Origin of the sequence: Streptococcus infantis (genome assembly GCF_000963255.1) — a bacterium.
In the GTDB taxonomy this organism is placed as follows: Bacteria; Bacillota; Bacilli; order Lactobacillales; family Streptococcaceae; genus Streptococcus; species Streptococcus nidrosiense.
The window spans coordinates 142,991-165,502 of sequence record NZ_JYOV01000003.1; the positions used below are offsets into that span (position 1 = coordinate 142,991).

General features: G+C 41.6%; 24 protein-coding genes and 1 pseudogene. 23 read left to right on the forward strand and 2 right to left on the reverse strand.

Features of this window, described 5'->3' with window-relative positions; all coding sequences use genetic code 11:
- Window positions 1–159 precede the first annotated feature (159 nt).
- The 17 genes and pseudogenes from TZ96_RS01440 to tnpA all read left to right on the forward strand — a co-directional run bounded on the left by TZ96_RS01440 (window position 160) and on the right by tnpA (window position 13,366).
- Window positions 160–621, forward strand: coding sequence for a MarR family winged helix-turn-helix transcriptional regulator (locus TZ96_RS01440; RefSeq protein ID WP_045762596.1), 462 nt, complete (start codon window positions 160–162; stop codon window positions 619–621).
- A complete protein-coding gene (locus TZ96_RS01445; protein WP_045762597.1) occupies window positions 605–2,374 on the forward strand; it encodes an ABC transporter ATP-binding protein in 1,770 nt (589 codons plus the stop codon). Before TZ96_RS01440 ends, TZ96_RS01445 begins: the two co-directional genes overlap by 17 nt.
- Window positions 2,364–4,124 (forward strand): ABC transporter ATP-binding protein, encoded by a 1,761-nt coding sequence (locus TZ96_RS01450; protein WP_045762598.1) that lies wholly within the window; start codon window positions 2,364–2,366, stop codon window positions 4,122–4,124. The genes TZ96_RS01445 and TZ96_RS01450 overlap by 11 nt, the downstream gene beginning before the upstream one ends.
- Before the next feature lie 64 nt (window positions 4,125–4,188).
- Window positions 4,189–4,545 (forward strand): DUF2200 domain-containing protein, encoded by a 357-nt coding sequence (locus tag TZ96_RS01455; RefSeq protein ID WP_045762599.1) that lies wholly within the window; start codon window positions 4,189–4,191, stop codon window positions 4,543–4,545.
- A 2-nt stretch (window positions 4,546–4,547) separates the two neighbouring features.
- Complete coding sequence (locus TZ96_RS01460) at window positions 4,548–5,051, forward strand: phosphatase PAP2 family protein (RefSeq protein WP_045762600.1); 504 nt, start codon at window positions 4,548–4,550, stop codon at window positions 5,049–5,051.
- Window positions 5,052–5,169: 118 nt separating this feature from the next.
- A complete protein-coding gene (locus TZ96_RS01465) occupies window positions 5,170–5,616 on the forward strand; it encodes a LytTR family DNA-binding domain-containing protein (protein ID WP_000776599.1) in 447 nt (148 codons plus the stop codon).
- Window positions 5,617–5,620: 4 nt separating this feature from the next.
- Window positions 5,621–6,295 carry a LiaF transmembrane domain-containing protein gene (locus TZ96_RS01470; RefSeq protein WP_045762601.1) on the forward strand — a complete coding sequence of 225 codons (675 nt, stop codon included), beginning with the start codon at window positions 5,621–5,623 and terminating at the stop codon, window positions 6,293–6,295.
- Between the two features lie 106 nt (window positions 6,296–6,401).
- On the forward strand, window positions 6,402–6,590 hold the full coding sequence (rpmB, locus tag TZ96_RS01475) for a 50S ribosomal protein L28 (protein ID WP_001140948.1): 189 nt from the start codon (window positions 6,402–6,404) through the stop codon (window positions 6,588–6,590).
- A gap of 150 nt (window positions 6,591–6,740) precedes the next feature.
- Window positions 6,741–7,106, forward strand: coding sequence for an Asp23/Gls24 family envelope stress response protein (locus tag TZ96_RS01480; protein WP_000216431.1), 366 nt, complete (start codon window positions 6,741–6,743; stop codon window positions 7,104–7,106).
- 2 nt (window positions 7,107–7,108) lie between these two features.
- Window positions 7,109–8,776, forward strand: a complete 1,668-nt coding sequence (locus TZ96_RS01485; protein WP_045762602.1) for a DAK2 domain-containing protein — start codon at window positions 7,109–7,111, stop codon at window positions 8,774–8,776.
- Between the two features lie 165 nt (window positions 8,777–8,941).
- Complete coding sequence (locus TZ96_RS01490; RefSeq protein ID WP_025171227.1) at window positions 8,942–9,148, forward strand: hypothetical protein; 207 nt, start codon at window positions 8,942–8,944, stop codon at window positions 9,146–9,148.
- Window positions 9,145–9,339, forward strand: coding sequence for a hypothetical protein (locus TZ96_RS01495; RefSeq protein ID WP_004250555.1), 195 nt, complete (start codon window positions 9,145–9,147; stop codon window positions 9,337–9,339). Before TZ96_RS01490 ends, TZ96_RS01495 begins: the two co-directional genes overlap by 4 nt.
- Window positions 9,326–10,210 (forward strand): ABC transporter ATP-binding protein, encoded by an 885-nt coding sequence (locus tag TZ96_RS01500; protein WP_045762603.1) that lies wholly within the window; start codon window positions 9,326–9,328, stop codon window positions 10,208–10,210. Before TZ96_RS01495 ends, TZ96_RS01500 begins: the two co-directional genes overlap by 14 nt.
- Before the next feature lies 1 nt (window position 10,211).
- The gene (locus TZ96_RS01505; RefSeq protein ID WP_045762604.1) at window positions 10,212–10,949 is read left to right on the forward strand and encodes an ABC transporter permease; all 738 of its coding nucleotides are present in this window, start codon (window positions 10,212–10,214) and stop codon (window positions 10,947–10,949) included.
- Window positions 10,949–12,046, forward strand: coding sequence for a sensor histidine kinase (locus TZ96_RS01510; protein ID WP_045762605.1), 1,098 nt, complete (start codon window positions 10,949–10,951; stop codon window positions 12,044–12,046). The genes TZ96_RS01505 and TZ96_RS01510 overlap by 1 nt, the downstream gene beginning before the upstream one ends.
- Window positions 12,047–12,646 carry a response regulator transcription factor gene (locus TZ96_RS01515; RefSeq protein ID WP_045762606.1) on the forward strand — a complete coding sequence of 200 codons (600 nt, stop codon included), beginning with the start codon at window positions 12,047–12,049 and terminating at the stop codon, window positions 12,644–12,646.
- Between the two features lie 205 nt (window positions 12,647–12,851).
- Window positions 12,852–13,366: pseudogene (tnpA, locus tag TZ96_RS01520) on the forward strand (IS200/IS605 family transposase).
- A gap of 247 nt (window positions 13,367–13,613) precedes the next feature.
- On the opposite strand, the gene dusB reads toward tnpA, so the two are convergent.
- Window positions 13,614–14,594: a tRNA dihydrouridine synthase DusB gene (dusB, locus tag TZ96_RS01525; RefSeq protein ID WP_000183319.1), complete on the reverse strand. Its 981-nt coding sequence runs from the start codon at window positions 14,592–14,594 to the stop codon at window positions 13,614–13,616.
- Complete coding sequence (gene hslO, locus TZ96_RS01530) at window positions 14,581–15,453, reverse strand: Hsp33 family molecular chaperone HslO (RefSeq protein WP_045762607.1); 873 nt, start codon at window positions 15,451–15,453, stop codon at window positions 14,581–14,583. The genes dusB and hslO overlap by 14 nt, the downstream gene beginning before the upstream one ends.
- 238 nt (window positions 15,454–15,691) lie before the next feature.
- Here hslO and TZ96_RS01535 point away from each other — a divergent pair, with 238 nt between their 5' ends.
- The 6 genes from TZ96_RS01535 to nt5e all read left to right on the forward strand — a co-directional run bounded on the left by TZ96_RS01535 (window position 15,692) and on the right by nt5e (window position 22,478).
- A complete protein-coding gene (locus TZ96_RS01535; protein ID WP_000358457.1) occupies window positions 15,692–15,823 on the forward strand; it encodes a teichoic acid D-Ala incorporation-associated protein DltX in 132 nt (43 codons plus the stop codon).
- Between the two features lie 20 nt (window positions 15,824–15,843).
- A complete protein-coding gene (gene dltA, locus TZ96_RS01540; RefSeq protein ID WP_045762608.1) occupies window positions 15,844–17,394 on the forward strand; it encodes a D-alanine--poly(phosphoribitol) ligase subunit DltA in 1,551 nt (516 codons plus the stop codon).
- The gene (gene dltB / locus TZ96_RS01545; RefSeq protein WP_045762609.1) at window positions 17,391–18,635 is read left to right on the forward strand and encodes a D-alanyl-lipoteichoic acid biosynthesis protein DltB; all 1,245 of its coding nucleotides are present in this window, start codon (window positions 17,391–17,393) and stop codon (window positions 18,633–18,635) included. Before dltA ends, dltB begins: the two co-directional genes overlap by 4 nt.
- Window positions 18,636–18,648: 13 nt before the next feature.
- Complete coding sequence (gene dltC / locus TZ96_RS01550) at window positions 18,649–18,888, forward strand: D-alanine--poly(phosphoribitol) ligase subunit DltC (RefSeq protein WP_036757952.1); 240 nt, start codon at window positions 18,649–18,651, stop codon at window positions 18,886–18,888.
- Entirely contained in the window at window positions 18,881–20,149 is a 1,269-nt protein-coding gene (gene dltD, locus TZ96_RS01555) for a D-alanyl-lipoteichoic acid biosynthesis protein DltD (protein ID WP_045762610.1), read from the forward strand. Before dltC ends, dltD begins: the two co-directional genes overlap by 8 nt.
- Before the next feature lie 139 nt (window positions 20,150–20,288).
- A complete protein-coding gene (gene nt5e / locus TZ96_RS01560) occupies window positions 20,289–22,478 on the forward strand; it encodes a cell surface ecto-5'-nucleotidase Nt5e (RefSeq protein WP_045762611.1) in 2,190 nt (729 codons plus the stop codon).
- Window positions 22,479–22,512: the final 34 nt, after the last annotated feature.

Below are 22,512 nucleotides of genomic sequence, written 5' to 3' on the forward strand. Positions count from 1 at the left end.
AGTGTTTATTATAGATAAAATACTACCTAATGTCAATTTCTGCTTAGATAGTTCTCTAGAAAACTTTTTTCTTGACATCCTATTTGAAAATGATAAAATAGTTCTCATAAAAACTTAATTGTTCTCCAGAGAACTATTTTTATTTAGAAGGGAGAAAACATGGATAAACCGATGTTGGTCTTTAAACGTTTTGGGCATCAGGTTCACCTCATGGTACAAAAGGAAGCCAAGCGTTGTGGTATCGAATTTATGGGTGGGCCGCAAGGACAGGTTCTCCGTTTTTTAGATCGTCGTGAGCAGGATCAAGAATTGACACTTATCAAGGATATTGAACAAGAACTCAATGTCACCAAGTCAGTTGCCAGCAATTTAGTGAAGCGTATGGTGCAAAATGGTTTGGTAGAGTTGGAGGCAAGCCCAAGTGATAAACGAGCAAAATTTGTTCATTTGACTGAAAAATCTCGCTCTCAAATGAAGCAGGTCAAGTCTTTCTTTGATCGAATTGACCGCAGTTTACTCGATGGAGTATCTGAGGAAAAACTAGCTATTTTTGAGGAAGTCATGGGGCAATTACAGGCTAATGTAGAAAAAATAGGAGGTAATCATGAAGAAACTCGCTAAGCGTATCACAGGAAAAGAGTGGGGCATGATTCTAATGACAGTTCTCTTTACCTGTTTCTCGGTCTATCTCGAGTTAGAAGTACCGACTTATATTTCAGAAATAACAAAATTACTTGGAACTTCAGGCACGGAGTTAGGGGACCTTTGGTCACCAGCTATTAAGATGATGGGCTTGTCACTTTTGGCCTTTCTATCATCCGTAACAGTTGGATTCTTCGCTTCTCGAGTTGCGGCATCTTACACAACTCACTTACGAAGTGATATTTTTAATCGTGTTTTGGATTACTCTCAGACAGAGATTAAACGTTTTTCAATCCCCAGCCTTTTGACTCGGACGACCAATGATGTTACGCAGATTCAGATGCTCTTTACCATGGGACTCCAGGTGGTCACTCGTGGACCTATCATGGCTATCTGGGCTATTGGGAAAATCCTTGGCAAGTCAGAATACTGGCTCTGGGCTGTTGTAGTGGCCGTCATTGTCAATGTTTTAATGACAACTGTTCTCATGACTCTAGCCTTTCCTAAACAATCTGTCATTCAAAAATTGACAGATAAACTCAATAGTATTACTCGTGAAAGTTTGACAGGGATTCGAGTGGTGCGTGCTTATAATGCTGAGGACTACCAAGATCAGAAATTTGAGGAAGCTAATGATGAAGTCACCCGTCTCAATCTCTTTGTCAACCGCTTGATTGCGATTATGAATCCCATTATGATGGCGATTTCGAGTGGCTTGAGTCTGGCTATCTACTGGATTGGAGCCTATATCATCAACGATGCTAGCCTGACAGACCGTCTACCACTCTTTAGTGATATGGTGGTCTTCATGTCTTATGCCATGCAGGTCGTGATGGGCTTCTTGCTCATGGGTGCTCTCTTTTTCGTCCTTCCTCGTACCTTGGTTTCTGCAGGACGTATCAATCAAGTGCTAGACTTGCATTCTTCTATTGAAAATCCTAGTCAACCACAGACGGCAGATTCATCTATTCAAGGTCAAGTGGAATTCCGTGATGTAACCTTCCGCTATTCTAAAAACTCAGAAGCGGTTGTGGAGCATGTCAGTTTCAAGGCAGAAGCAGGACAAACCATTGCCTTTATCGGCTCAACTGGTTCTGGTAAATCTACGCTTGTGAACCTCTTGCCTCGTTTTTATGATGTATCTGATGGGGAAATCCTAGTAGACGGTGTCAATGTGCAGAATTATGATTTGGAAGACTTGCGGAATAAAGTCGGCTATATCCCACAAAAAGCTGTTCTCTTCTCAGGAGATGTCAAGGGGAATCTAGACTTTGGTAAGAGTCCAGAAACTCCGCTAAGCGAGACTGCTATGTGGCAAGCTCTTGAGTTGGCCCAGTCTAAAAGCTTCATCGAAGATAAGGAAGCAGGTCTAAACTCAGAAGTGGCTCAAGGTGGGACCAACTTCTCAGGAGGACAAAGACAACGTCTGGCCATTGCGCGTGCCTTGGCTCGTAAACCAGAAATTCTCATTTTTGATGATTCATTCTCGGCCTTGGACTACAAGACAGACCGTATCTTGCGCCAAGAACTAGCTGAAAAAACGCAATCTATGACTAAGTTAATCGTTGCCCAACGTATTTCAACAATCATGGATGCTGACTTGATCTTAGTATTGGATCAAGGTAAAGTCGTGGGGCAAGGCACCCACAAGGAACTTCTTGCAACCAACGAAGTTTACCAAGAAATTGCCTATTCACAACTATCGAAGGAGGAATTGGAACATGGAAAATAAGAAGACGTCCCTTTGGAAACAATACAAACCTTTTCTAGCAGGTCTCCAACTTCCTCTACTAGTAGCTGTCGTGGCTGCTGTATGTTCAAGTATTGTCACTGTTTATGGACCAACTAAGATTAAGGAAATCACCAACTTGATTTCAGATGGTTTGGCTACAGAAATCGATTTGGTAGCTGTGTCAAGTATCGCCAGCTTTTTAGCTGTTTTATATGTGCTTGGTGCCATTCTCAACTATACGCAAGCCTATATCTTTTCAACGAGTATCCAACATTTTTCAAAACGCTTGCGGACGGCCATTGCTGAAAAAATTAATCGTCTGCCACTTGCTTATTTTGACCGTCATTCTCAAGGGGACACCCTTTCTCGTGTGACCAATGACGTTGATACAGCAGCACAATCCCTCAACCAAAGTCTAGGGACCGTTATCTCAGCTAGCTTCTTGCTAATCGCTGTTTTGATTACCATGTTTGGCATGAACTGGATTTTGGCATTGGTAACAGTTGTTTCAACCCTTGTAGGTTTTGCGGCTGTTTCAGTCATTATGGCCAAGTCACAAGGCTACTTTAAAGCTCAACAAAACAATCTAGCAGCTGTCAATGGTTATGTGGAAGAAATGTACTCAGGTCACAATGTGGTGACCAGCTATAACGCTGTGGACACCACTAAAGAAACATTCGCAGGATTGAATCAAGACCTACATGATAGTATTTGGAAATCTCAATTTATTTCTGGAATCATGATGCCAGCAATGATCTTTGTTGGAAACTTTAGCTATGTTTTGGTAATCATCGTCGGTGCAGTCCTAGCTCTTGAAGGACATATCAGTATTGGGATCATCGTAGCCTTCATGGTTTATGTTCGTACCTTCTCGCAACCCTTATCACAGATTGCCCAAGGGATTACAAGTTTGCAACAAGCTAGTGCAGCTATGACCCGTGTCTTTGAGTTTCTAGGCGAAGCTGAGATGGAAGACGAATCTCATAAGGAAAGACAATTGACCGGTATGAAGGGTGAAGTTGTCTTTGACCGAGTTTCCTTTGGTTACACTCCTGAGCGAACCATCATTCATGACTTTTCTGCGACAGCTCATGCGGGTCAAAAGGTTGCCATTGTCGGGCCGACTGGAGCTGGGAAGACTACTATCGTCAACCTCTTGATGAAGTTCTATGAGATTGATAAAGGAAGCATTCGCATTGATGATGTGGATACCAAGAAGATGAAACGTTCAGAAGTGCATGATGCCTTTTCAATGGTCTTGCAGGATACTTGGCTCTTTGAAGGAATCATTCGTGATAATCTCATTTATAATCAAACTGGGATTAGTGAAGAGCGCGTGATTGAAGCAGCCAAAGCAGTAGGGATCCACCACTTTATCACAACCTTACCTGATGGATACGATACTGTTTTGGATGATACAGTGACCTTGTCAGTCGGACAGAAACAACTCTTGACCATCGCTCGTGCCCTTCTCAAAGATTCTCCACTTTTGATTCTGGACGAAGCGACATCTTCAGTCGATACACGTACAGAGGAGTTGATTCAGAAAGCCATGGACCGTTTGATGGAAGGACGCACATCCTTTGTCATCGCCCATCGCTTGTCAACTATCCGTAATGCGGACTTAATCCTGGTCATGAAAGATGGAAATATCATTGAGCAAGGCAATCACGATGAGCTCATGGCTCAGAGTGGTTTCTATGCTGACCTCTACAATAGTCAATTTACAGAAGATGAAGTAGAAGAATAAAACCAAAGAAGGCTTGACGGCCTTCTTTTTCTTCTTTATACTGGTATAATAGAAAGAGGAATGTATGAGTCAGAAATTATACAATATGAAATTTTCTGCGGTCTATCCAGCCTTGATTGCAAAGGTTGAGCGAAAGGGTGGAAGGGTAGAATCCGTTCACCAAGTGACCAGTTGGCTGACAGGTTATGAGGTGAGTGACATCCTTGCTTGTCTGGATAGGGACCTTACCTACGGAGATTTTTTTCGACAGGCACCGTCTTATGTACCTGAACGGATTGCGATTACAGGTAAGATTTGTGGGATTCGTATTGAGGAAATTGAGGACCCTCTGATGCAGGAAATCCGCCGTCTGGACAAATTAGTGGACTGGCTTGCCAAGGAGAAAACAGCCCAGCAGGTCCTAGAAGAGTATGAGAAATAGACATGAAAAACTATCAAGAGTGGTACGATAAAAGGAAATCAAGTCTCCTTCGTCATCCACAGCTATTACAATTGATGCGAGTTTTTAATCGCATGATGACAGTTCTGATGCCCTTAGCCTACTTGACTTTGCTGGGGACAAGTCTTATAACCAAGGGCTTGGGACAAGAACTTGCTGCTTATATCATGGTGCCAGCTTTTGGCTTTGTCCTATTGACGCTAGTTCGTAAGTGGATCAATCAACCACGCCCTTATGAAACTTGGGGAATTGTCCCTCTACTAGACAAGGACAGTTCTGGCAATTCAATGCCCAGCCGCCACGTCTTTTCAGCGACTATCATTTCCATGGCTTGTGTGCATGCAAATCTGTCTGTGGGCTTGATTTTATTGGTCTTGTCAGCTCTTCTCGGTCTTGTGCGGGTCTTAGGAGGGGTTCATTATCCCAAGGATGTTCTGGTAGGCTATGCCTGTGGCCTCCTTTGGGGAATTCTTTTCTTTATTTTGTGAAATGCAAAGCAAGTGGGTCTGGCCTCGTAACCACTTACGGGTCAAAAGTGACCACTTGCTTTTTTGCCCTTGTAAAGTCCTCTGGCCTTTGGTATAGTAGATGCAGAAAGGAGATAGGATGAAGTTACGAATCGAGATTGATAGTGAATTAACTGAGACAGAGATTGTCATCAAGGCTGCAGCCCTGACAGATGAAATAGCTGACTTGCAACGACTCTTGCAAGAAACCAAGGCTCCTAGGTTGATTTTTTACAAGGGGACGGGTGAGTACTACTTAGACTTGTCGGAGATTCTCTTTTTTGAGACAGAAGGTAGCAAGATTTACGCTCATACCCAGAAAGAAGCCTACGAGGTTCGACTCAAGCTTTATGAGTTGGAGTCCATTCTCCCCCGCTATTTCAGTCGGGTATCCAAGTCTACCATTGCTAATATCCGGCAGGTTTACTCGGTGGACAAGTCCTTCTCAGGTACAGGCACTATTTCCTTTTATCAAACCCACAAGGAGGTTCACGTGTCACGACACTACCAATCCCTCCTAAAAGAAAATCTAAGAAACATGAGGTAAGAACATGAAAAAGAAAGCATTTGGTATTGTGTTGCTAGTATTGGCAGCCTTAGTATTATTGCAGGGGAATTTTGGGATTCCTTCTCTAGGAGGACACATTTGGCCCTTGATCGGTATTGGATTTTTTGCCTATCAATCAGTTGAGGCTTTGTTGCGTCGCCACTTAACTTCAGCCTCTTTTACAGCCCTAGTGGCCCTCATGATAGCCAATCATTTTTATGATATTTTACCAATTCCCAATCAGTCATTGTTCTGGGCGGGAGTTCTAATCGTTCTCGGAGTAAGTATGCTGACTCACTCGAACAAGACATGGAGTGGAAAGACATTGTGGATCAATAGAGAGAAAAAAGTTTCTACTGATAAGGAAATCGTTTTTGGTAGTGGGACTTTTTATAATCAAGACCAGGACTTGGTAGAAGACCAAGTGGAAGCTGTTTTTGGAGATGCTAAGATTTACTATGATAATGCAAATATTCTGGGTGATGTAGCAATCTTAAGTGTGGACGTAGTTTTTGGAAGTGCAACCATTTATATCCCTCAACATTGGAAAGTGGATCTTAGGGTAGAATCAGTGTTTAGCAATCCGCAGGTCGAAGTGGCGACAGCCCCAACCAGCAAAACTTTGATTATTCGTGGAGACGTTGTTTTTGGGAAATTAGAAGTTGTTTACGTTAAATAAAAAAATATTCCAATCCCCTTGCCAAAAAAGAGAAAGTGTGATAACATAGTACAGTATGTGGTGCTAGCACATCCGCTATATTAGATCTAATAGGAGGAAAACACAAATGGCTAAAGTATGTTACTTTACAGGTCGTAAGACTGTATCAGGAAACAATCGTTCACACGCGATGAACCAAACAAAACGTGCCGTAAAACCAAACCTTCAAAAAGTTACTGTACTTATCGATGGTAAACCTAAAAAAGTTTGGGCTTCAGCTCGTGCTTTGAAATCAGGTAAAGTAGAACGCGTTTAATAAAGAGTAAAAGGCCATCAGGTCTTTTTCTTTTGCTCTGAGCTCAAAATCCCTTGTCAAAGGAGCAAATATCCGCCGATACAGTATTCTGCTTTTACACTTGGCTTGAAATATGATAAAATAGAGTATCAACTAGTTGAGGTAGAAAAAATGACTGTAAAAATTAATACAAAAGATGGTCAAATCGAACTAACAGATGAAGTGATTGCTACCGTTGTAGGCGGTGCAGCAACTGAGATTTTTGGTGTGGTCGGTATGGCAAGTAAGAAAGCCCTCAAAGATAATTTCCAAGCCCTCCTTGGGAAGGAAAATTATTCTAAAGGTGTCGTTGTAAAAGCGGCCGAAGATGGTAGCATTGCAGTTGATGTATATACCGTGTTGAGCTACGGAACAAAAATCAGTGAAGTCTCAAAAAATATCCAAGAGCGTGTCCGTTTTAGTTTGGAAAACCAACTTGGCATTACTGCTCAAACTGTGAATGTCTATATTCAAAATATCAAAGTTGTAGGAGAATAATCGTGTCAAATATTACTACAAGCTTATTTCAAGAAATGGTACAGGCTGCATCTACTCGTTTGAACAAGCAAGCCGAATATGTCAACTCATTGAACGTCTTCCCAGTTCCAGATGGAGATACAGGAACAAACATGGGAATGACTATCGAAAATGGTGCTAAAGAAGTAGCAGACAAACCAGCTTCAACAGTTGGTGAGGCCGCAAGTATCTTGGCTAAAGGTCTTTTGATGGGTGCGCGTGGGAACTCAGGAGTTATCACTTCTCAGCTTTTCCGCGGATTTTCGCAAGCTATCAAGGAAAAAGATGAATTAACAGGAAAAGACCTAGCTCTTGCCTTCCAATCAGGTGTTGAAGTGGCCTACAAGGCCGTTATGAAGCCAGTTGAAGGAACAATCTTGACCGTATCACGTGGTGCTGCCATTGGTGCTAAGAAAAAAGCCGAGCAGACAGACGATGCCATTGAGGTGATGCGTGCAGCCTTGGAAGGAGCTAAAACAGCCCTTGCTAAGACTCCAGACATGCTTCCAGTATTAAAGGAAGTTGGAGTTGTAGACTCAGGTGGTCAAGGTTTGGTCTTCATCTATGAAGGTTTCCTTTCAGCTCTTACTGGTGAATACAGCGCTTCTGAAGACTTTGTAGCTACTCCAGCCAACATGAGTGAAATGATCAATGCAGAACACCACAAGTCTGTAGCTGGACATGTGGCAACAGAAGATATTACTTTTGGTTATTGTACGGAGATCATGGTTGCCCTTAAACAAGGTCCAACTTATGCTAAAGAGTTTGACTACGAAGAATTCCGTAACTACTTGAACGAACTTGGGGACTCATTGCTTGTTGTCAATGACGATGAAATCGTTAAAGTTCACGTCCATACAGAAGATCCAGGTCTTGTTATGCAAGAAGGTCTCAAATATGGTAGCTTGGTTAAGGTTAAAGTCGATAACATGCGTAACCAACACGAAGCACAAGTGGAAAAAGAAGCAGCTCAAGTCAGCAAACCAGCTGAAGAAAAAGAATATGCTATTATCGCAGTAGTAGCTGGACAAGGCTTGGCAGACATCTTCCGTGCTCAAGGTGTGGACTATGTCATCGAAGGTGGACAAACCATGAACCCTTCGACAGAAGACTTTATCAAGGCTGTTGAGCAAGTCAATGCTCGTAACATTATCTTCTTGCCAAACAACAAAAATATCTTCATGGCAGCTCAATCTGCAGCTGAAGTATTGGAACAACCAGCAGTAGTGGTAGAAGCTCGTACCCTTCCTCAAGGATTGACTAGTCTTCTTGCCTTCGATCCAAGCAAGTCTATCGAAGAAAATAAAGAACGCATGACAGCAGCTCTTGGTGATGTGGTCAGCGGTAGTGTAACAACAGCCGTTCGTGACACGACTATCGATGGTTTGGAAATCCATGAAAATGACAATCTTGGTATGGTTGATGGTAAGATCCTCGTATCAAACCCTGATATGCACCAAACCTTGACTGAAACTTTGAAACATATGTTGGATGAAGACAGTGAAATCGTAACTTTCTATGTCGGAGAAGACGGAAGTGAAGAATTGGCTAACCAAATCGCCCAAGAAATCACAGAAGAATTCGAAGATGTAGAAGTAGAAATCCACCAAGGTCAACAACCAGTTTACCCATATCTTTTCAGTGTGGAATAAAGATTAAATAGAAAACGAAAGAGGTCGGGATTTTCCCGACCTTTTTTGATTTGGAAAGAATTCTATTTTCATAGCTGAGTAGACTTTTTGTGACATTTGTCATATCTCCTCATGACAGAAGCTTCTAGTGACACAACCTTCAAAGAATTATAATAGATGTATCAAATGGAGGAAGAAAAAATGAAACATAAAGTAATTATCGCAATGAGTTTAGTAGCAGCAGGAGTCATGACTTATCTCATGTTTTCAGGATTAGACGAAGGCTTCTATCATTTTCCTTGGGAGCTATTTGCAGGATTTGGTATGATGTCTTGGTTGATCCGAGAAGGTTTGAAATTGGTTTCAGATGTGAAAAAGGAGTTTGAAAAATGAAAAAAGCGATTCTCTATCTCTTTATTGGACTGTCACTAGTGGTATGGTTGGTCGAAATGTTTACAGGGTGGTTTGACCAAGCCTTCCTTCACCAAGTCATCCGCGGTGCCTGGGGACTAGGATTTATGATTTTTATCGCCTTTCCGATGGGGAAGGAGTGGTTGAAAGGAGAATATCATGAACATGATTAAGGTAGAAAGCCTAAATAAAAGCATTAAGAGCAAGGCTATATTGAAGGATATTTCCTTTGAGGTGGCTGAAGGCGAATGCGTCGCCTTGATTGGTCCAAATGGAGCCGGTAAGACAACACTCTTGGACTGTTTGCTTGGAGATAAACTGGTCACCAGCGGTCAAGTATCCATCCAAGGCTTGCCAGTGACGAGCTCTCAGTTAGACTACACAAGATCCTACCTCCCTCAAGAAAATGTCATCGTTCAGAAATTAAAGGTCAAAGAGTTGATTGCTTTCTTTCAAAGCATTTACCCAAATCCCTTGAGCAACCAGGAAATCGATCAACTACTGCAGTTTAACAAGCAACAAAAAGAACAATTCGCAGAAAAATTGTCAGGTGGGCAGAAGCGTCTCTTCTCTTTTGTCTTGGCCTTGATTGGCCGACCAAAGCTTGTCTTTTTAGATGAGCCAACTGCGGCCATGGATACCTCAACCCGTCAACGATTTTGGGAAATTGTCCAGGATCTAAAAGCGCAGGGAGTTACCATTCTCTATTCGTCCCATTATATCGAAGAGGTAGAGCATACTGCTGACCGGATTTTGGTCTTAAATAAGGGAGAGTTGATTCGTGATACAACACCTCTAGCCATGCGCAGTGAGGAGATTGAAAAACACTTTATCCTTCCTCTAGCCTACAAGGAAGTCGTTGAGCAGTCTAACTTGGTTGAAAATTGGTCACAAAAGCAAGATGCCCTGCAAGTAGTCACACGCGAAGCAGATGCTTTTTGGCAACTGTTAGTCCAGGCAGGCTGTAGGATACAAGAAATTGAAGTCAATAACCGTAGCTTGCTAGATACAATCTTTGAAGAAACACAAAAGGGAGATGACTAAGATGAAACGATTGATCGCACTAAACAAGATAGAATTTCTATTGACCAAACGACAATTAGTCTATTATCTATTATCCGTAGGAATGCCGACGGCCTTCTATTTATTCTTTTCAGGCATGTACCAGGATACACCAGATGGGCCAGCAAATTTTATGCGCGACTACCTTATCTCTATGACGGCCTTTTCCATGATGTCGACAGCCATGTTTTCATTCCCAGCTGTTTTACATACCGATAAGATCAACAACTGGCAGAAAACATTACGCCATACTCCAGTAAATATGGTAGAATATTATCTATCAAAGATAACAAGTATGATGGTTGATTATCTGGTTTCAATTCTGGTTGTTTTCTCAGTTGGGCACTTGGTCAGAGGTGTGGATATGCCTTTAGGAAGCTGGATTGGGGCTGCGCTCTTGCTGATTGTGGGAAGTATAGCCTTTGTAGCGCTTGGCTTAACCCTGACACTCTTACCGTCTAGTCAGTTGATGTCTGTCGTGGGCAATCTTCTCTATCTAGGCTTGGCTGTTTTAGGCGGACTCTGGATGCCCATCTCTTTATTTCCAGACTGGATGCAAGCAATCGGGAAGTGTCTACCAACCTATCAGTTGATGGAGTTGCTTAAAACCTTCTTAAACGAGGGTGGCATCAATTTATCAGCCACAGTTTATCTACTTGTTTTTTCAGCAGTTTTGTTTGGTTTGACTATTTACCTTCAAGGTCATAAGGAGAATGCTTAATGCTTGAAAGACTGAAAAGCATACACTATATGTTTTTGGCCAGTTTGATTTTTATGGTTTTCCCTATCCTCTCTGCAGTAGTTGGGGAAATTCCTAGCTGGCATTTACTAGTTGATATTCTATTTGTGGTGGCTTACTTAGGCGTTTTAACCACCAAGAGTCAGCGCTTATCCTGGCTCTTTTGGATTATCATGCTAGCCTATGTAGCTGGGAATACCGTCTTTATTTATGGCAACTATGTCTGGTTTTTCTTTTTCCTTGCCAATCTCTTGATTTATCATTTTAGAGTGCGTAGCCTACGTTCTCTTCATGTCTGGACTTTTCTCCTTGCTCAAGTTCTTGTTGTTGGACAACTCATGATGTTTCAGTCAGTCGAAACTGAGGCTGTAGCCTTTGAGCTTGGGATTCTTACTTTTGTCGATTTGATGACATTGGGTTTGGTTCGGATTCGCATTGTGGAGGATTTGAAAGAAGCTCAGGCCAAGCAAAATGCCCAGATAAATCTATTGCTTGCTGAAAATGAACGCAGTCGTATCGGTCAGGATTTGCATGATAGTCTGGGACATACCTTTGCTATGCTGAGTGTCAAGACAGATTTAGCCTTGCAGTTATTTCAGATGCAGGCCTATCCACAGGTGGAGAAGGAATTAAAAGAAATTCACCAGATCAGCAAAGATTCCATGAATGAAGTGCGTACCATCGTGGAAAATCTGAAATCACGGACCCTAGCTTCAGAGCTTGAAACTGTCAAGAAAATGCTGGAGATTGCTGGGATTGAGGTTGAGGTTGACAATCAATTGGACAAGGCTAGTTTGACCCAGGATGTAGAGTCGACGGCTGCTATGGTTTTGTTAGAACTGGCGACCAATATCATCAAGCATGCCAGCGCTGAAAAAGCCTATCTAAAATTGGAACGCACAGACCAGGAATTGCTATTGACAGTTAGAGATGACGGGAAAGGTTTTGCAACTGTAAAAGGAAATGAACTTCATACAGTCCGAGATCGTGCTGCAGCCTTCTCAGGTCAAGTAGAGCTGGTCAGCTTGAAACATCCAACAGAGGTGCGCGTGCATCTGCCTTATAAGGAGAGAAAGTAGATGAAAGTATTAGTCGCAGAAGATCAAAGTATGCTTAGAGACGCCATGTGTCAGCTCTTAAGCTTTCAACCAGATGTGGAGACTGTCTTGCAGGCAAAAAATGGAGGCGAGGCTATCGAGGTATTGGGGAAAGAAGCAGTAGATATTGCCATCCTTGACGTTGAAATGCCAGTCAAGACGGGACTAGAAGCACTTGAGTGGATCAAAGAAGAAGTGCCTGAAACCAAGGTGGTTATCGTCACGACCTTTAAACGCCCAGGATATTTTGAACGAGCAGTCAAAGCAGGAGTAGACGCCTATGTCTTGAAGGAGCGAAGCATCGCTGAGCTCATGCAAACTCTACATACGGTGTTAGAGGGACGCAAGGAATATTCTCCAGAGCTCATGGAAGTCATGATGACTCATCCCAATCCCTTGACCGAGCAAGAAGTCGCTGTTTTACATGGAGTAGCCCAAGGCCTCTCCAACCAAGAAATTGCTGACAAGCTCTACCTCTCAAACGGTACCGTCCGTAATTACATGACCAATATCCTCTCCAAACTAGGCGCCAGCAACCGAACCGAAGCAGCCAAAACTGCCGAAGAAGAAGGCTGGTTGTGAGGAAGAGAAGTAAGAAAAAATCTCTTAGAAATGGATTCTAAGAGATTTTTGGTGTTATGTGATTATTAGTTCGTCTCACTCCGTGAGGTGCGAGACAAATAAACCACCCGCTATTGCGGGTGCGCATCGAAGGTTATACCCAAAAAACTCCAAACGCGATACAATAAGGGTGTTCAAGCCAATTGTAAAGCGAAAGGAGAAAACCATGGTACAAAAGTCTCACAGTTTATCACACACAAAGTGGATGTGTTCTATCACTTTGTGTTCACCCCTAAGTATAGACGAAAAGTCATTTATAATCAATATCGAAGTAGTTTAGGCGAAATATTTCATCGCTTGTGTAGTTATAAAGGAGTTGAAATTATCGAGGGTCACTTAATGCCAGACCATGTACATATGTTAGTAAGTATCCCACCAAGGATAAGTGTTCCTAGTTTCATGGGGTATTTAAAAGGTGAAAGTGCACTTATGATGATTGACAAACACGCCAACCTCAAGTACAAGTTTGGGAATCGGCATTTCTGGGCGGAAGGTTATTATGTTAGTGCAGTAGGGCTTAATGAAGCCACAATCAAGAAATATATTCAAGATTAAAGAAATTATCCAGTGGATGATTTCTTCACGAGTATAAAAATTTGAGAACGAGTAAAGCATGATATAGCACTAGATAAATTGAGTGTAAAAGAATATGAGGATCCCTTTAGGGATAGTGGTAAGTAATACTCACGCCTCTTTAAGAGGCAAGTGACGAGTCAAGAGCAATGAGGCTTGAACAAGGTGAAAGCCAGCGTCTTTAGGCGCTGGCTGGTAATTTGGGCTTATAGCCCTGGTGCAAACCACCCGTTAGACGGGGGGGTTGGATTGTTACCTTGAATGCTATACGTTAAAACGCCGTATGCCGAACGATACGTATGGTGGTGTGAGATGGGCGAGAAATCAACCCTTACTCGAAAGGTAGTATAGAAGTTTAAGCCTTATCTAATTGCAATAGTGCTTCAATCTCAGCCAGTGTGCTTGCTTGTGAGATAGCTCCACGAAGTTTAGCTGCACCTGATGTTCCACGGAGGTAGTGAGGAGCGAGTCCACGGAATTCACGGACCGCAACCTTTTCTCCCTTGAGGTTGATTAAGCGTTTCAAATGCTCGTAGGCGATGTTCATCTTATCTTCAAAGGTTAAATCAGGAAGGATTTCTCCAGTTTCAAAGTAGTGATTGATTTGATTGAAGAGGTAAGGATTTCCCATGGCTGCGCGTCCAATCATAACGGCATCAGCACCGACTTCTTCGATGCGTTGTTTAGCTTCTTGGACAGTGCGAATGTCACCGTTAGCGATAAATGGAATTTTTGTCAGAGCTTGTGCAACCTTGTGGAGAGTCTCCAAATCTGCATGCCCAGTGTACATTTGTTCACGAGTACGACCGTGCATAGCAAGAGCAGAGACACCTGCAGCTTCCGCAGCGAGGGCATTTTCCACAGCTAGAGATGGATCAGACCAGCCTGTACGCATTTTGACAGTGAGAGGGATATCAAGGACTGATTGAACTTTGTTAATAATAGAGTAGATCTTATCAGGGTCCTTGAGCCACATAGCGCCAGCTTCGTTTTTCACGATTTTGTTAACTGGACAGCCCATGTTGATATCGACGATATCGGTCTTGGTGTTTTCTTGGATGAATTCTGCTGCGCGTGCTAGGCTGTCTTCATCGCTACCAAAAAGTTGGATAGAGACTGGGTTTTCGCCTTCATCGATATGAAGCATGTGAAGAGTTTTTTCGTTGTTGTATTGGATTCCCTTGTCAGAGACCATTTCCATGACAACAAGGCCTGCCCCAAGTTCTTTAGCAATGGTGCGGAAGGCTGAGTTGGTTACACCAGCCATGGGTGCTAAAACGGTACGATTGGGAATCTCAACATTGCCAATCATAAAAGGTGTATTAAGATTTGTCACGAATGAGTTCCTCCAGATCATTTTCGTTAAAGTTGTAAGTTGTTTGACAGAATTGACAAGTGATTTCTGCCCCGTGATCTTGGTCCTTCATTTCCTGCAAGTCTGAGCTTGTGAGACTAGAAAGAGCCTTCATAAAGCGTTCTTTGCTGCAGTCACATTGGAAACGAATCTCTTCTTCAGACAAGCGTTTGTATGGATCGTCACCATAGATGGCTTTAAGAAGAGCTTCGATATGGTCTTCACTCTCGAGAAGTGTTGAAATGGCAGGCATTTCTTGGATGCGTTTTTCAAAGCGAGCAATCTCTTCTTCCTTGGCTCCTGGCAAAACTTGAACAAGGAAACCGCCTGCTACTTTGACCTTGTCGTCTTCGTCCAAAAGGACATTGAGCCCAACTGCTGACGGAGTTTGCTGGCTTTCTGTCAAATAGAAGGCAAGATCTTCTCCGATTTCTCCAGAGATAAGCGGAGTCATAGAGTTATAAGGATTTCCAGTGCCGTAGTCTGTGATAACGAGAAATTGACCATTGCCGACAAAAGGTCCGACTAGAACTTCACCAGTTGCAGTCTTTTTGATGTCAACACCAGGATTTTGAACGTAACCTTTGACGATCCCCTTGGTATCAGCTACGGTGATGATGGCACCTAGAGAGCTAGTTCCAAGAACTTTAACCGTTAGCTTGGTATTTCCTTTTTCATTGGCTGCGAGAATCTGGCTGGCGATAAGGGTGCGACCAAGTGCTACAGTTGAGCTAGCTTGGGTTTGATGTTTTTCTTGAGCAGTGCGGACGGTTTCAGTGCTATCAAGAACATAAGCACGAAAAGCCCCGCTTTCTGATATAGTTTTAATAATTTTATCCATAGCTACTATTTTAGCATAAAAATGCCCAAAGGGGGAGTGGGGTGTCTACTATCGTTTTAAAGTGATCTATTTACATCAGTGAAATTATGAAGAAATAACAAAAATAGGCTAAAATGTGCTTTTTAAAAATGGTAAACAGTTGAAAATGAAGAGACTAAAGTGGTAAAATGGGAACAAGAAAAAATAGTAAGTGTATATTTGCATAAAATTATTGAAAATTTACAAAAAGAAGTTAATTATGGATAAAAAGAAACCAATTTATGTTTTTTTAGGGCAAACGGTCCTGTATTTTATTGTTCTACTTGGTTTGCTTTACTTTTTTAGTTACCTAGGACAAAGTCAGGGAAGCTTTATTTACAATGAATTTTAGTTTAAAGGAGAAAAATCATCGTGTCTAATAAGCCGATAAAAGATATGATTGAAGCGATTGAATATTTCGCCCAAACTCAACCTACCTTTCCAGTATACAATGTCTTAGGGCAAGAGCACACTTATGGTGATTTAAAGGCTGATTCAGATAGTTTGGCTGCAACCATTGATCAGCTAGGATTACCTGAAAAATCTCCAGTAGTCGTTTTTGGTGGTCAGGAGTATGAAATGTTGGCTACCTTTGTAGCTCTGACTAAGTCAGGACATGCCTATATCCCAATTGATAGCCATTCGGCCTTGGAGCGCGTGTCTGCCATTCTTGAAGTGGCTGAGCCAAGCTTGATCATTGCTATTTCAGAGTTTCCAATCGAAACCCCAGCTGCTCCAATCATGTCCTTGGAGCAGGTGCGTGAAGCTTATGCGGCTCAAAAAGCTTATGATTTGCAGCATCCGGTCAAGGGGGATGATAACTATTACATCATCTTTACATCAGGGACAACTGGAAAACCAAAAGGGGTGCAAATTTCGCATGATAATTTGCTCAGCTTTACCAACTGGATGATTACGGACAAGGAATTTGCGACGCCAGATCGTCCACAAATGTTGGCGCAACCACCCTATTCTTTTGACTTGTCTGTCATGTACTGGGCACCGACCTTGGCTCTTGGAGGAACGCTTTTTGCCCTCCCATCAGCCATTACTCAAGACTTTAAGCAGCTCTTTGCGACTATCTTTTCACTTCCAATTTCTATCTGGACTTCAACACCATCTTTTGCAGATATGGCCATGTTGTCTGAAGATTTCAATGCTGAAAAGATGCCAGGCATTACCCATTTTTACTTTGATGGGGAAGAGTTGACAGTTAAAACTGCTCAGAAATTGCGCGAGCGTTTTCCAAATGCGCGTATCATCAATGCTTACGGTCCAACGGAAGCAACAGTTGCTTTGTCAGCAGTTGCTGTTACAGATGAGATGTTGGTAACCTTGAAACGTCTTCCGATTGGTTACACGAAACCTGATTCACCAACCTTTATCATCGATGAAGAGGGCAATAAACTGCCAAATGGAGAACAAGGGGAGATCATCGTATCTGGTCCAGCTGTTTCAAAAGGCTACATGAACAATCCTGAAAAAACAGCTGAAGCTTTCTTCGAATTTGAAGGTCTGCCAGCCTACCATACGGGAGATGTCGGAAGCATGACGGATGAAGGTCTTCTTCTTTACGGTGGACGGATGGACTTCCAGATCAAGTTTAATGGCTATCGTATTGAACTAGAGGATGTCTCTCAAAACTTGAACAAATCCAAGTATGTTGAATCTGCTGTTGCAGTTCCACGTTACAACAAAGACCACAAGGTCCAAAATCTCTTGGCCTATGTTATCTTAAAAGATGGCGTCAAAGAACAATTTGAGCGCGAAATTGATATCACGAAAGCTATCAAGGAAGACTTGGAAGATATTATGATGTCTTACATGATGCCGTCTAAGTTCCTTTACAGAAAGGAATTGCCACTGACTCCAAATGGCAAGATTGATATCAAAGGATTAATTAACGAGGTGAATAATAGATGATGGATTTCCTGAAACAGCTGCCTCATATTGAGCCGTATGGGAATCCGCAGTACTTTTTGTACGTGATTACTGCTACCTTGCCAATCTTTATCGGACTTTTTTTCAAAAAACGCTTTGCCTGGTATGAAATACTGGTTAGTCTCTTCTTTATCGTTACCATGTTGACGGGTGGCAAGACCAATCAATTGGCTGCCTTAGGGATCTATCTAATCTGGCAAATCTTGTTGGTTCTTTTTTACAAGCAGTATCGAAAAATTCGAGATGGCAAATGGATTTTCTATCTCGTTAGTCTGTTGTCTTTGCTTCCAATCATATTTGTAAAGGCGCAAACAGCCATTAACGGAACACAATCCTTGCTGGGTTTTATCGGAATTTCTTATTTGACATTTCGTTCGGTGGGAATCATCATCGAACTTAGAGATGGAGTCATTAAGGATTTGAAGATGTGGGAGTATTTGCGTTTTCTTCTCTTTATGCCGACATTTTCAAGTGGTCCTATTGATCGTTTCAAACGTTTTAATGAAAATTATAAGACGATACCAGAGCGTGATGAGTTGCTAGATATGCTAGCCGAGTCCGTTCGGTATATCATGTGGGGATTTCTGTATAAATTTATCCTAGCTCATATTTTAGGCGAGATTTTATTACCACCGCTAAAGAATTTAGCTCTACAAACAGGTGGCGTCTTTAACTATTATGTAGTGGCCATCATGTACACATTTGGTTTGGAGCTCTTCTTTGACTTTGCAGGTTACTCTATGTTTGCTCTAGCTATTTCAAATCTGATGGGGATTCGTAGTCCGATCAACTTCAACAAACCCTTTTTATCAAGGGATTTGAAGGAATTTTGGAATCGTTGGCACATGAGTTTATCATTCTGGTTCCGTGACTTTGTCTTTATGCGCATGGTCATGGTGATGACGAGAAAGAAGCTTTTTAAGAATCGAAATGTGACCTCAAGTGTCGCCTATATCCTGAACATGCTCCTTATGGGGTTCTGGCATGGGATAACTTGGTTTTACATCGCCTACGGACTCTTTCATGGAGTGGGCTTAGTCATTAATGATGCTTGGGTTCGAAAGAAAAAAACGCTCAATAAAGAACGTAAGAAAGCAGGGCAAGCTCCCTTGCCTGAGAATCGCTGGGTTCAGTTGCTTGGCATGGTGATAACCTTCCATGTCGTGATGATTTCATTCTTAATCTTCTCTGGATTTTTGAATGATTTATGGTTTAAAAAATAAAAGGAATTAAAAAATGGATATCAAATCAGAAGTTATTGAAATTATTGATGAATTGTTTATGGAAGATGTTTCTGACATGATGGATGAAGATCTTTTTGATGCAGGTGTCTTGGATAGTATGGGGACAGTTGAATTAATCGTGGAAATCGAAAACCGCTTTGATATTCGTGTCCCAGTTACAGAATTTGGTCGTGATGACTGGAATACAGCTAATAAAATCGTAGCAGGAATTGCGGAGTTAAAGAATGCTTAAACGCTTGTGGCTGATTTTCGGGCCTGTCTTTCTAGCGGGCTTGTTGGTGTGCCTTCTTATCTGTTTCTATCCAAGTAGCCCAAGTCATAATCTCATGGAGGAAAAATACTCTGCCGCTTCAATAAGCGCAGAAAGCTTTAAGGAAAGAAGTCAAAAAGTAAGAGCTCTTACGGATCCTGATATGCGTTTTGTGCCTTTTTTTGGATCTAGTGAGTGGATGCGTTTTGATAGTATGCATCCAGCAGTACTGGCTGAAAAGTATGACCGTTCTTATCGTCCTTACTTTATGGGACAGGCAGGAGCAGCTACCCTCAGTCAGTATTTTGGAATACAACAAATTACATCCGAACTTGAAAATAAGCAAGCGGTATTTGTCATTTCTCCACAGTGGTTTACAAAAGAAGATCATGACCCAACTATTTTCCAAACTTATTTTAACAATGACCAGTTGACTGCCTTTTTAGAGAATCAATCTGGGGATGCAGCCTCTCAGTATGCTGCCAATAGACTCTTAAAGCAAAATCCTGGTGTTTCTATGAAGAGCATCGTTGAGAAATTAGCTAAAGGAGAAAAATTATCAGAGTTCGACCAAAGTATGATTAATATTTCGTCGCAATTAAATGAGAAACAATCAGCTCTTTTTGGACAATTCTCCATTCGTGGACGCTTAAGGTACAAAGATAACGTTGAGAAATATTTGAGTAGTCTCCCAGATCAATTTTCTTATGAAGAATTGGAAAATATTGCACGTAAGGATGCAGAAGAAAATACGACCAATAATGATTTGGGAGTAGATAATCATTTTTACAATACTAAATTAAAGAAAGATTTGAAAAAATGGGAAGGATCTCAAAAGAATTTTAACTTTCTCAAATCACCTGAGTACAATGATTTGCAGTTAGTGCTCGATCAATTTGCAAAATCTAAGGTCAATGTGCTCTTTGTCTTTCAACCTGTCAATAAAAAATGGATGGATTATACCGGGTTAAGTGAGGAGATGTATCAACACACAGTTGAAAAAATTCGTTACCAGTTGGAAAGTCAAGGCTTCACCAATATCGCTGACTTTTCAAAAAACGGTGGAGATCCCTACTTTGTTAAGGATACGATTCATATCGGTTGGTTAGGCTGGTTAGCATTTGATAAGGTTGTAAATCCTTTTTTGAGCAATCCAACAACAGCGCCTGATTACCAAATGAATGACCGTTTCTTTAGTCAAGATTGGGCAACCTATGACGGAAATATCCAAGATTTTCAATAATATAGAAAAGGAGTTTGAACTTTTTGTTCAGACTTTTTTTATGAAATGTCGGATAGGTTACCTTCAAAAAGGTTAAAAGTTTAAAAATGATGCTAAATAGCGTATAATGGTAAAAGAAAGAAGAGAAAGGGATTTCAATATGAATAAACGTTTTTTGTTGCCTGTGCTATCGACAGCCCTATTAGCTCCAGCCTTTTTAGCTGGACAAGTCTATGCTGAAGAAAATACTAGTTCTTCAGAAGCTACAGAAGTTGTGAGCACTACAGAAGCACCAGTAGTGACAGCGACTCCTGAGGTTGTTACAAGTCCGGCAACGCCAGTTGAAGAGGCTGCACCTCAAAAAGAAGAAGCAGATACTGTTATCTTGCATACTAATGACGTGCATGGTCGTATTGTAGAAGAAAAGGGAGTAATCGGAGATGCCAAACTCGCAACGGTTATTGAGAAGGAGCGAGAAAAGAGCGATCAAACGACTCTAGTAGTAGATGCAGGCGATGCCTTCCAAGGTTTACCGATTTCAAACTCTACAAAGGGTGAAGCACGTGCCAAAATCTTAAACGAGATGGGTTATGATGCTATGGCTGTAGGAAATCATGAGTTCGACTTTGGACTTGATGAAGTTAAAAAATACAAAGAAATTTTGAACTTCCCATTGCTCAGCTCAAACACTTATGTCAATGGCGCTCGTCTATTTGAAGCGGCAACAATTGTTGATAAGAACAAGGATGTTGCAGGTGATGAATTTGTCGTTATCGGTGTGACAACGCCTGAAACAGCTACCAAGACCCACCCTAAAAATGTCAAAGGTGTAACCTTTACAGAACCTATTGCAGAGGTTAACAAGGTTATCGAAGAAATTCAAGCTAAAGCCTTGGCAGAAGGCAAAGACTACAAACACTATGTTGTCCTTGCTCACTTGGGAGTTGATACAACAACGCCAGTAGAATGGCGCGGTTCAACACTTGCAGAAGCACTTTCAAAAAATCCTCTTTTGAAAGGTAAGCGTGTCACTGTTATTGATGGTCACTCTCATACAGTAGAATCGACTACTTATGGTGACAATGTAACATACAACCAGACAGGAAGCTATCTCCATAACGTTGGTAAAATCACTTACAAATCTCGCCAATTATTGGGAAATCCTTCACTCATTGCAGCTGCAGATGCTAAGAAATTGGAAGCTAATCCAAAAATTGAAAAACTTGTCAAGGATATCAAACAAAAGTATGACGCTGAAAATGCTATAGAAGTTGTTTCAAATAGCCCAGTTGAATTGAACGGTGATCGTGAAAATGTCCGTGTCCGCGAGACAAACCTTGGAAATGTCGTAGCGGATTCTCTCTACCAGTATGGTCAAACAGGATTTAGTCATCCAACAGATATCGCTGTGACAAATGGTGGTGGCTTGCGTGAAACGATTTCCAAAGATAAGCCAATTACAAAAGGAAATGTCATTGCAGTCTTGCCATTTGGAAACACAATCTCACAAATTCAAGTAACTGGTCAGCAAGTTCTGGATTTGTTTGAAAAATCTCTCGGCTCTATCTTGCAGGTTGATAAGGCAGGAAAAACTGTCTTGGATGAAAATGGTCAACCATTGCTAGAACCAAGTGGTGGATTCTTACAGATTTCAGGAGCCAAGGTCTACTACGATACAAACCTAGTCGCAGGTAAACGCGTCTTGGCTATTCAAGTGAAGAATCGTGCAACTGGTCTTTATGAAAAACTAGATTTGGCGAAAATCTACTACCTAGCAACCAATGACTTCCTTGCAGCAGGTGGTGACGGTTATACCATGCTTGGTGGTGCTAGAGAAGAAGGTCCTTCAATGGATGCTGCCTTTGAAGACTATCTCAAAACAGCTGATTTGACTCAGTATGAAAAGGTAAATCCAAATTCACGCACGATTTCTGTGGATTCAAAAACATTTAAACTGCCAGAAGATCAAGGTAAAGAGCAAGATCCAGCTAAACCAGAAAAAGATACAGCAATAACTCCTACTCAACCAGGAAAAAATCAGGGAACAACTCCGGCTAAATCAGGAAATGATGCAACTAAGCCAGGAAAAACTCAAGAGACAACTCCAGTTAAATCGGAGCAAGATTCAGCAACAAAAACAACTCCATCAGGGAAAAATCAGGGAACAACTCCTGCTCAAACATCTACTGTAAAAGTTGATTATAAGGTTGCAGATCAGTTTGCTAACAAGACAGTTGTATCAGAAAAATTACTTCCAAATACGGGTAGTGAACAATCTATTTTCATGATGCTATTGGGTATGATTCTTGGAGTGACTGCCCTCTGGACTAGTCGTAAACAAGAAAAATAATTCTACAAGATGAAAACATATCAGGTGTTTTCAT

Coding starts and splice junctions, on each gene's coding strand:
- TZ96_RS01440 (WP_045762596.1), top strand. CDS start 160: ATGGATAAACCGATGTTGGTCTTTAAACGTTTTGGGCATCAGGTTCAC.
- TZ96_RS01445 (WP_045762597.1), top strand. CDS start 605: ATGAAGAAACTCGCTAAGCGTATCACAGGAAAAGAGTGGGGCATGATT.
- TZ96_RS01450 (WP_045762598.1), top strand. CDS start 2,364: ATGGAAAATAAGAAGACGTCCCTTTGGAAACAATACAAACCTTTTCTA.
- TZ96_RS01455 (WP_045762599.1), top strand. CDS start 4,189: ATGAGTCAGAAATTATACAATATGAAATTTTCTGCGGTCTATCCAGCC.
- TZ96_RS01460 (WP_045762600.1), top strand. CDS start 4,548: ATGAAAAACTATCAAGAGTGGTACGATAAAAGGAAATCAAGTCTCCTT.
- TZ96_RS01465 (WP_000776599.1), top strand. CDS start 5,170: ATGAAGTTACGAATCGAGATTGATAGTGAATTAACTGAGACAGAGATT.
- TZ96_RS01470 (WP_045762601.1), top strand. CDS start 5,621: ATGAAAAAGAAAGCATTTGGTATTGTGTTGCTAGTATTGGCAGCCTTA.
- rpmB (WP_001140948.1), top strand. CDS start 6,402: ATGGCTAAAGTATGTTACTTTACAGGTCGTAAGACTGTATCAGGAAAC.
- TZ96_RS01480 (WP_000216431.1), top strand. CDS start 6,741: ATGACTGTAAAAATTAATACAAAAGATGGTCAAATCGAACTAACAGAT.
- TZ96_RS01490 (WP_025171227.1), top strand. CDS start 8,942: ATGGAGGAAGAAAAAATGAAACATAAAGTAATTATCGCAATGAGTTTA.
- TZ96_RS01495 (WP_004250555.1), top strand. CDS start 9,145: ATGAAAAAAGCGATTCTCTATCTCTTTATTGGACTGTCACTAGTGGTA.
- TZ96_RS01500 (WP_045762603.1), top strand. CDS start 9,326: ATGAACATGATTAAGGTAGAAAGCCTAAATAAAAGCATTAAGAGCAAG.
- TZ96_RS01505 (WP_045762604.1), top strand. CDS start 10,212: ATGAAACGATTGATCGCACTAAACAAGATAGAATTTCTATTGACCAAA.
- TZ96_RS01510 (WP_045762605.1), top strand. CDS start 10,949: ATGCTTGAAAGACTGAAAAGCATACACTATATGTTTTTGGCCAGTTTG.
- TZ96_RS01515 (WP_045762606.1), top strand. CDS start 12,047: ATGAAAGTATTAGTCGCAGAAGATCAAAGTATGCTTAGAGACGCCATG.
- hslO (WP_045762607.1), bottom strand. CDS start 15,453: ATGGATAAAATTATTAAAACTATATCAGAAAGCGGGGCTTTTCGTGCT.
- TZ96_RS01535 (WP_000358457.1), top strand. CDS start 15,692: ATGGATAAAAAGAAACCAATTTATGTTTTTTTAGGGCAAACGGTCCTG.
- dltB (WP_045762609.1), top strand. CDS start 17,391: ATGATGGATTTCCTGAAACAGCTGCCTCATATTGAGCCGTATGGGAAT.
- dltC (WP_036757952.1), top strand. CDS start 18,649: ATGGATATCAAATCAGAAGTTATTGAAATTATTGATGAATTGTTTATG.
- dltD (WP_045762610.1), top strand. CDS start 18,881: ATGCTTAAACGCTTGTGGCTGATTTTCGGGCCTGTCTTTCTAGCGGGC.
- nt5e (WP_045762611.1), top strand. CDS start 20,289: ATGAATAAACGTTTTTTGTTGCCTGTGCTATCGACAGCCCTATTAGCT.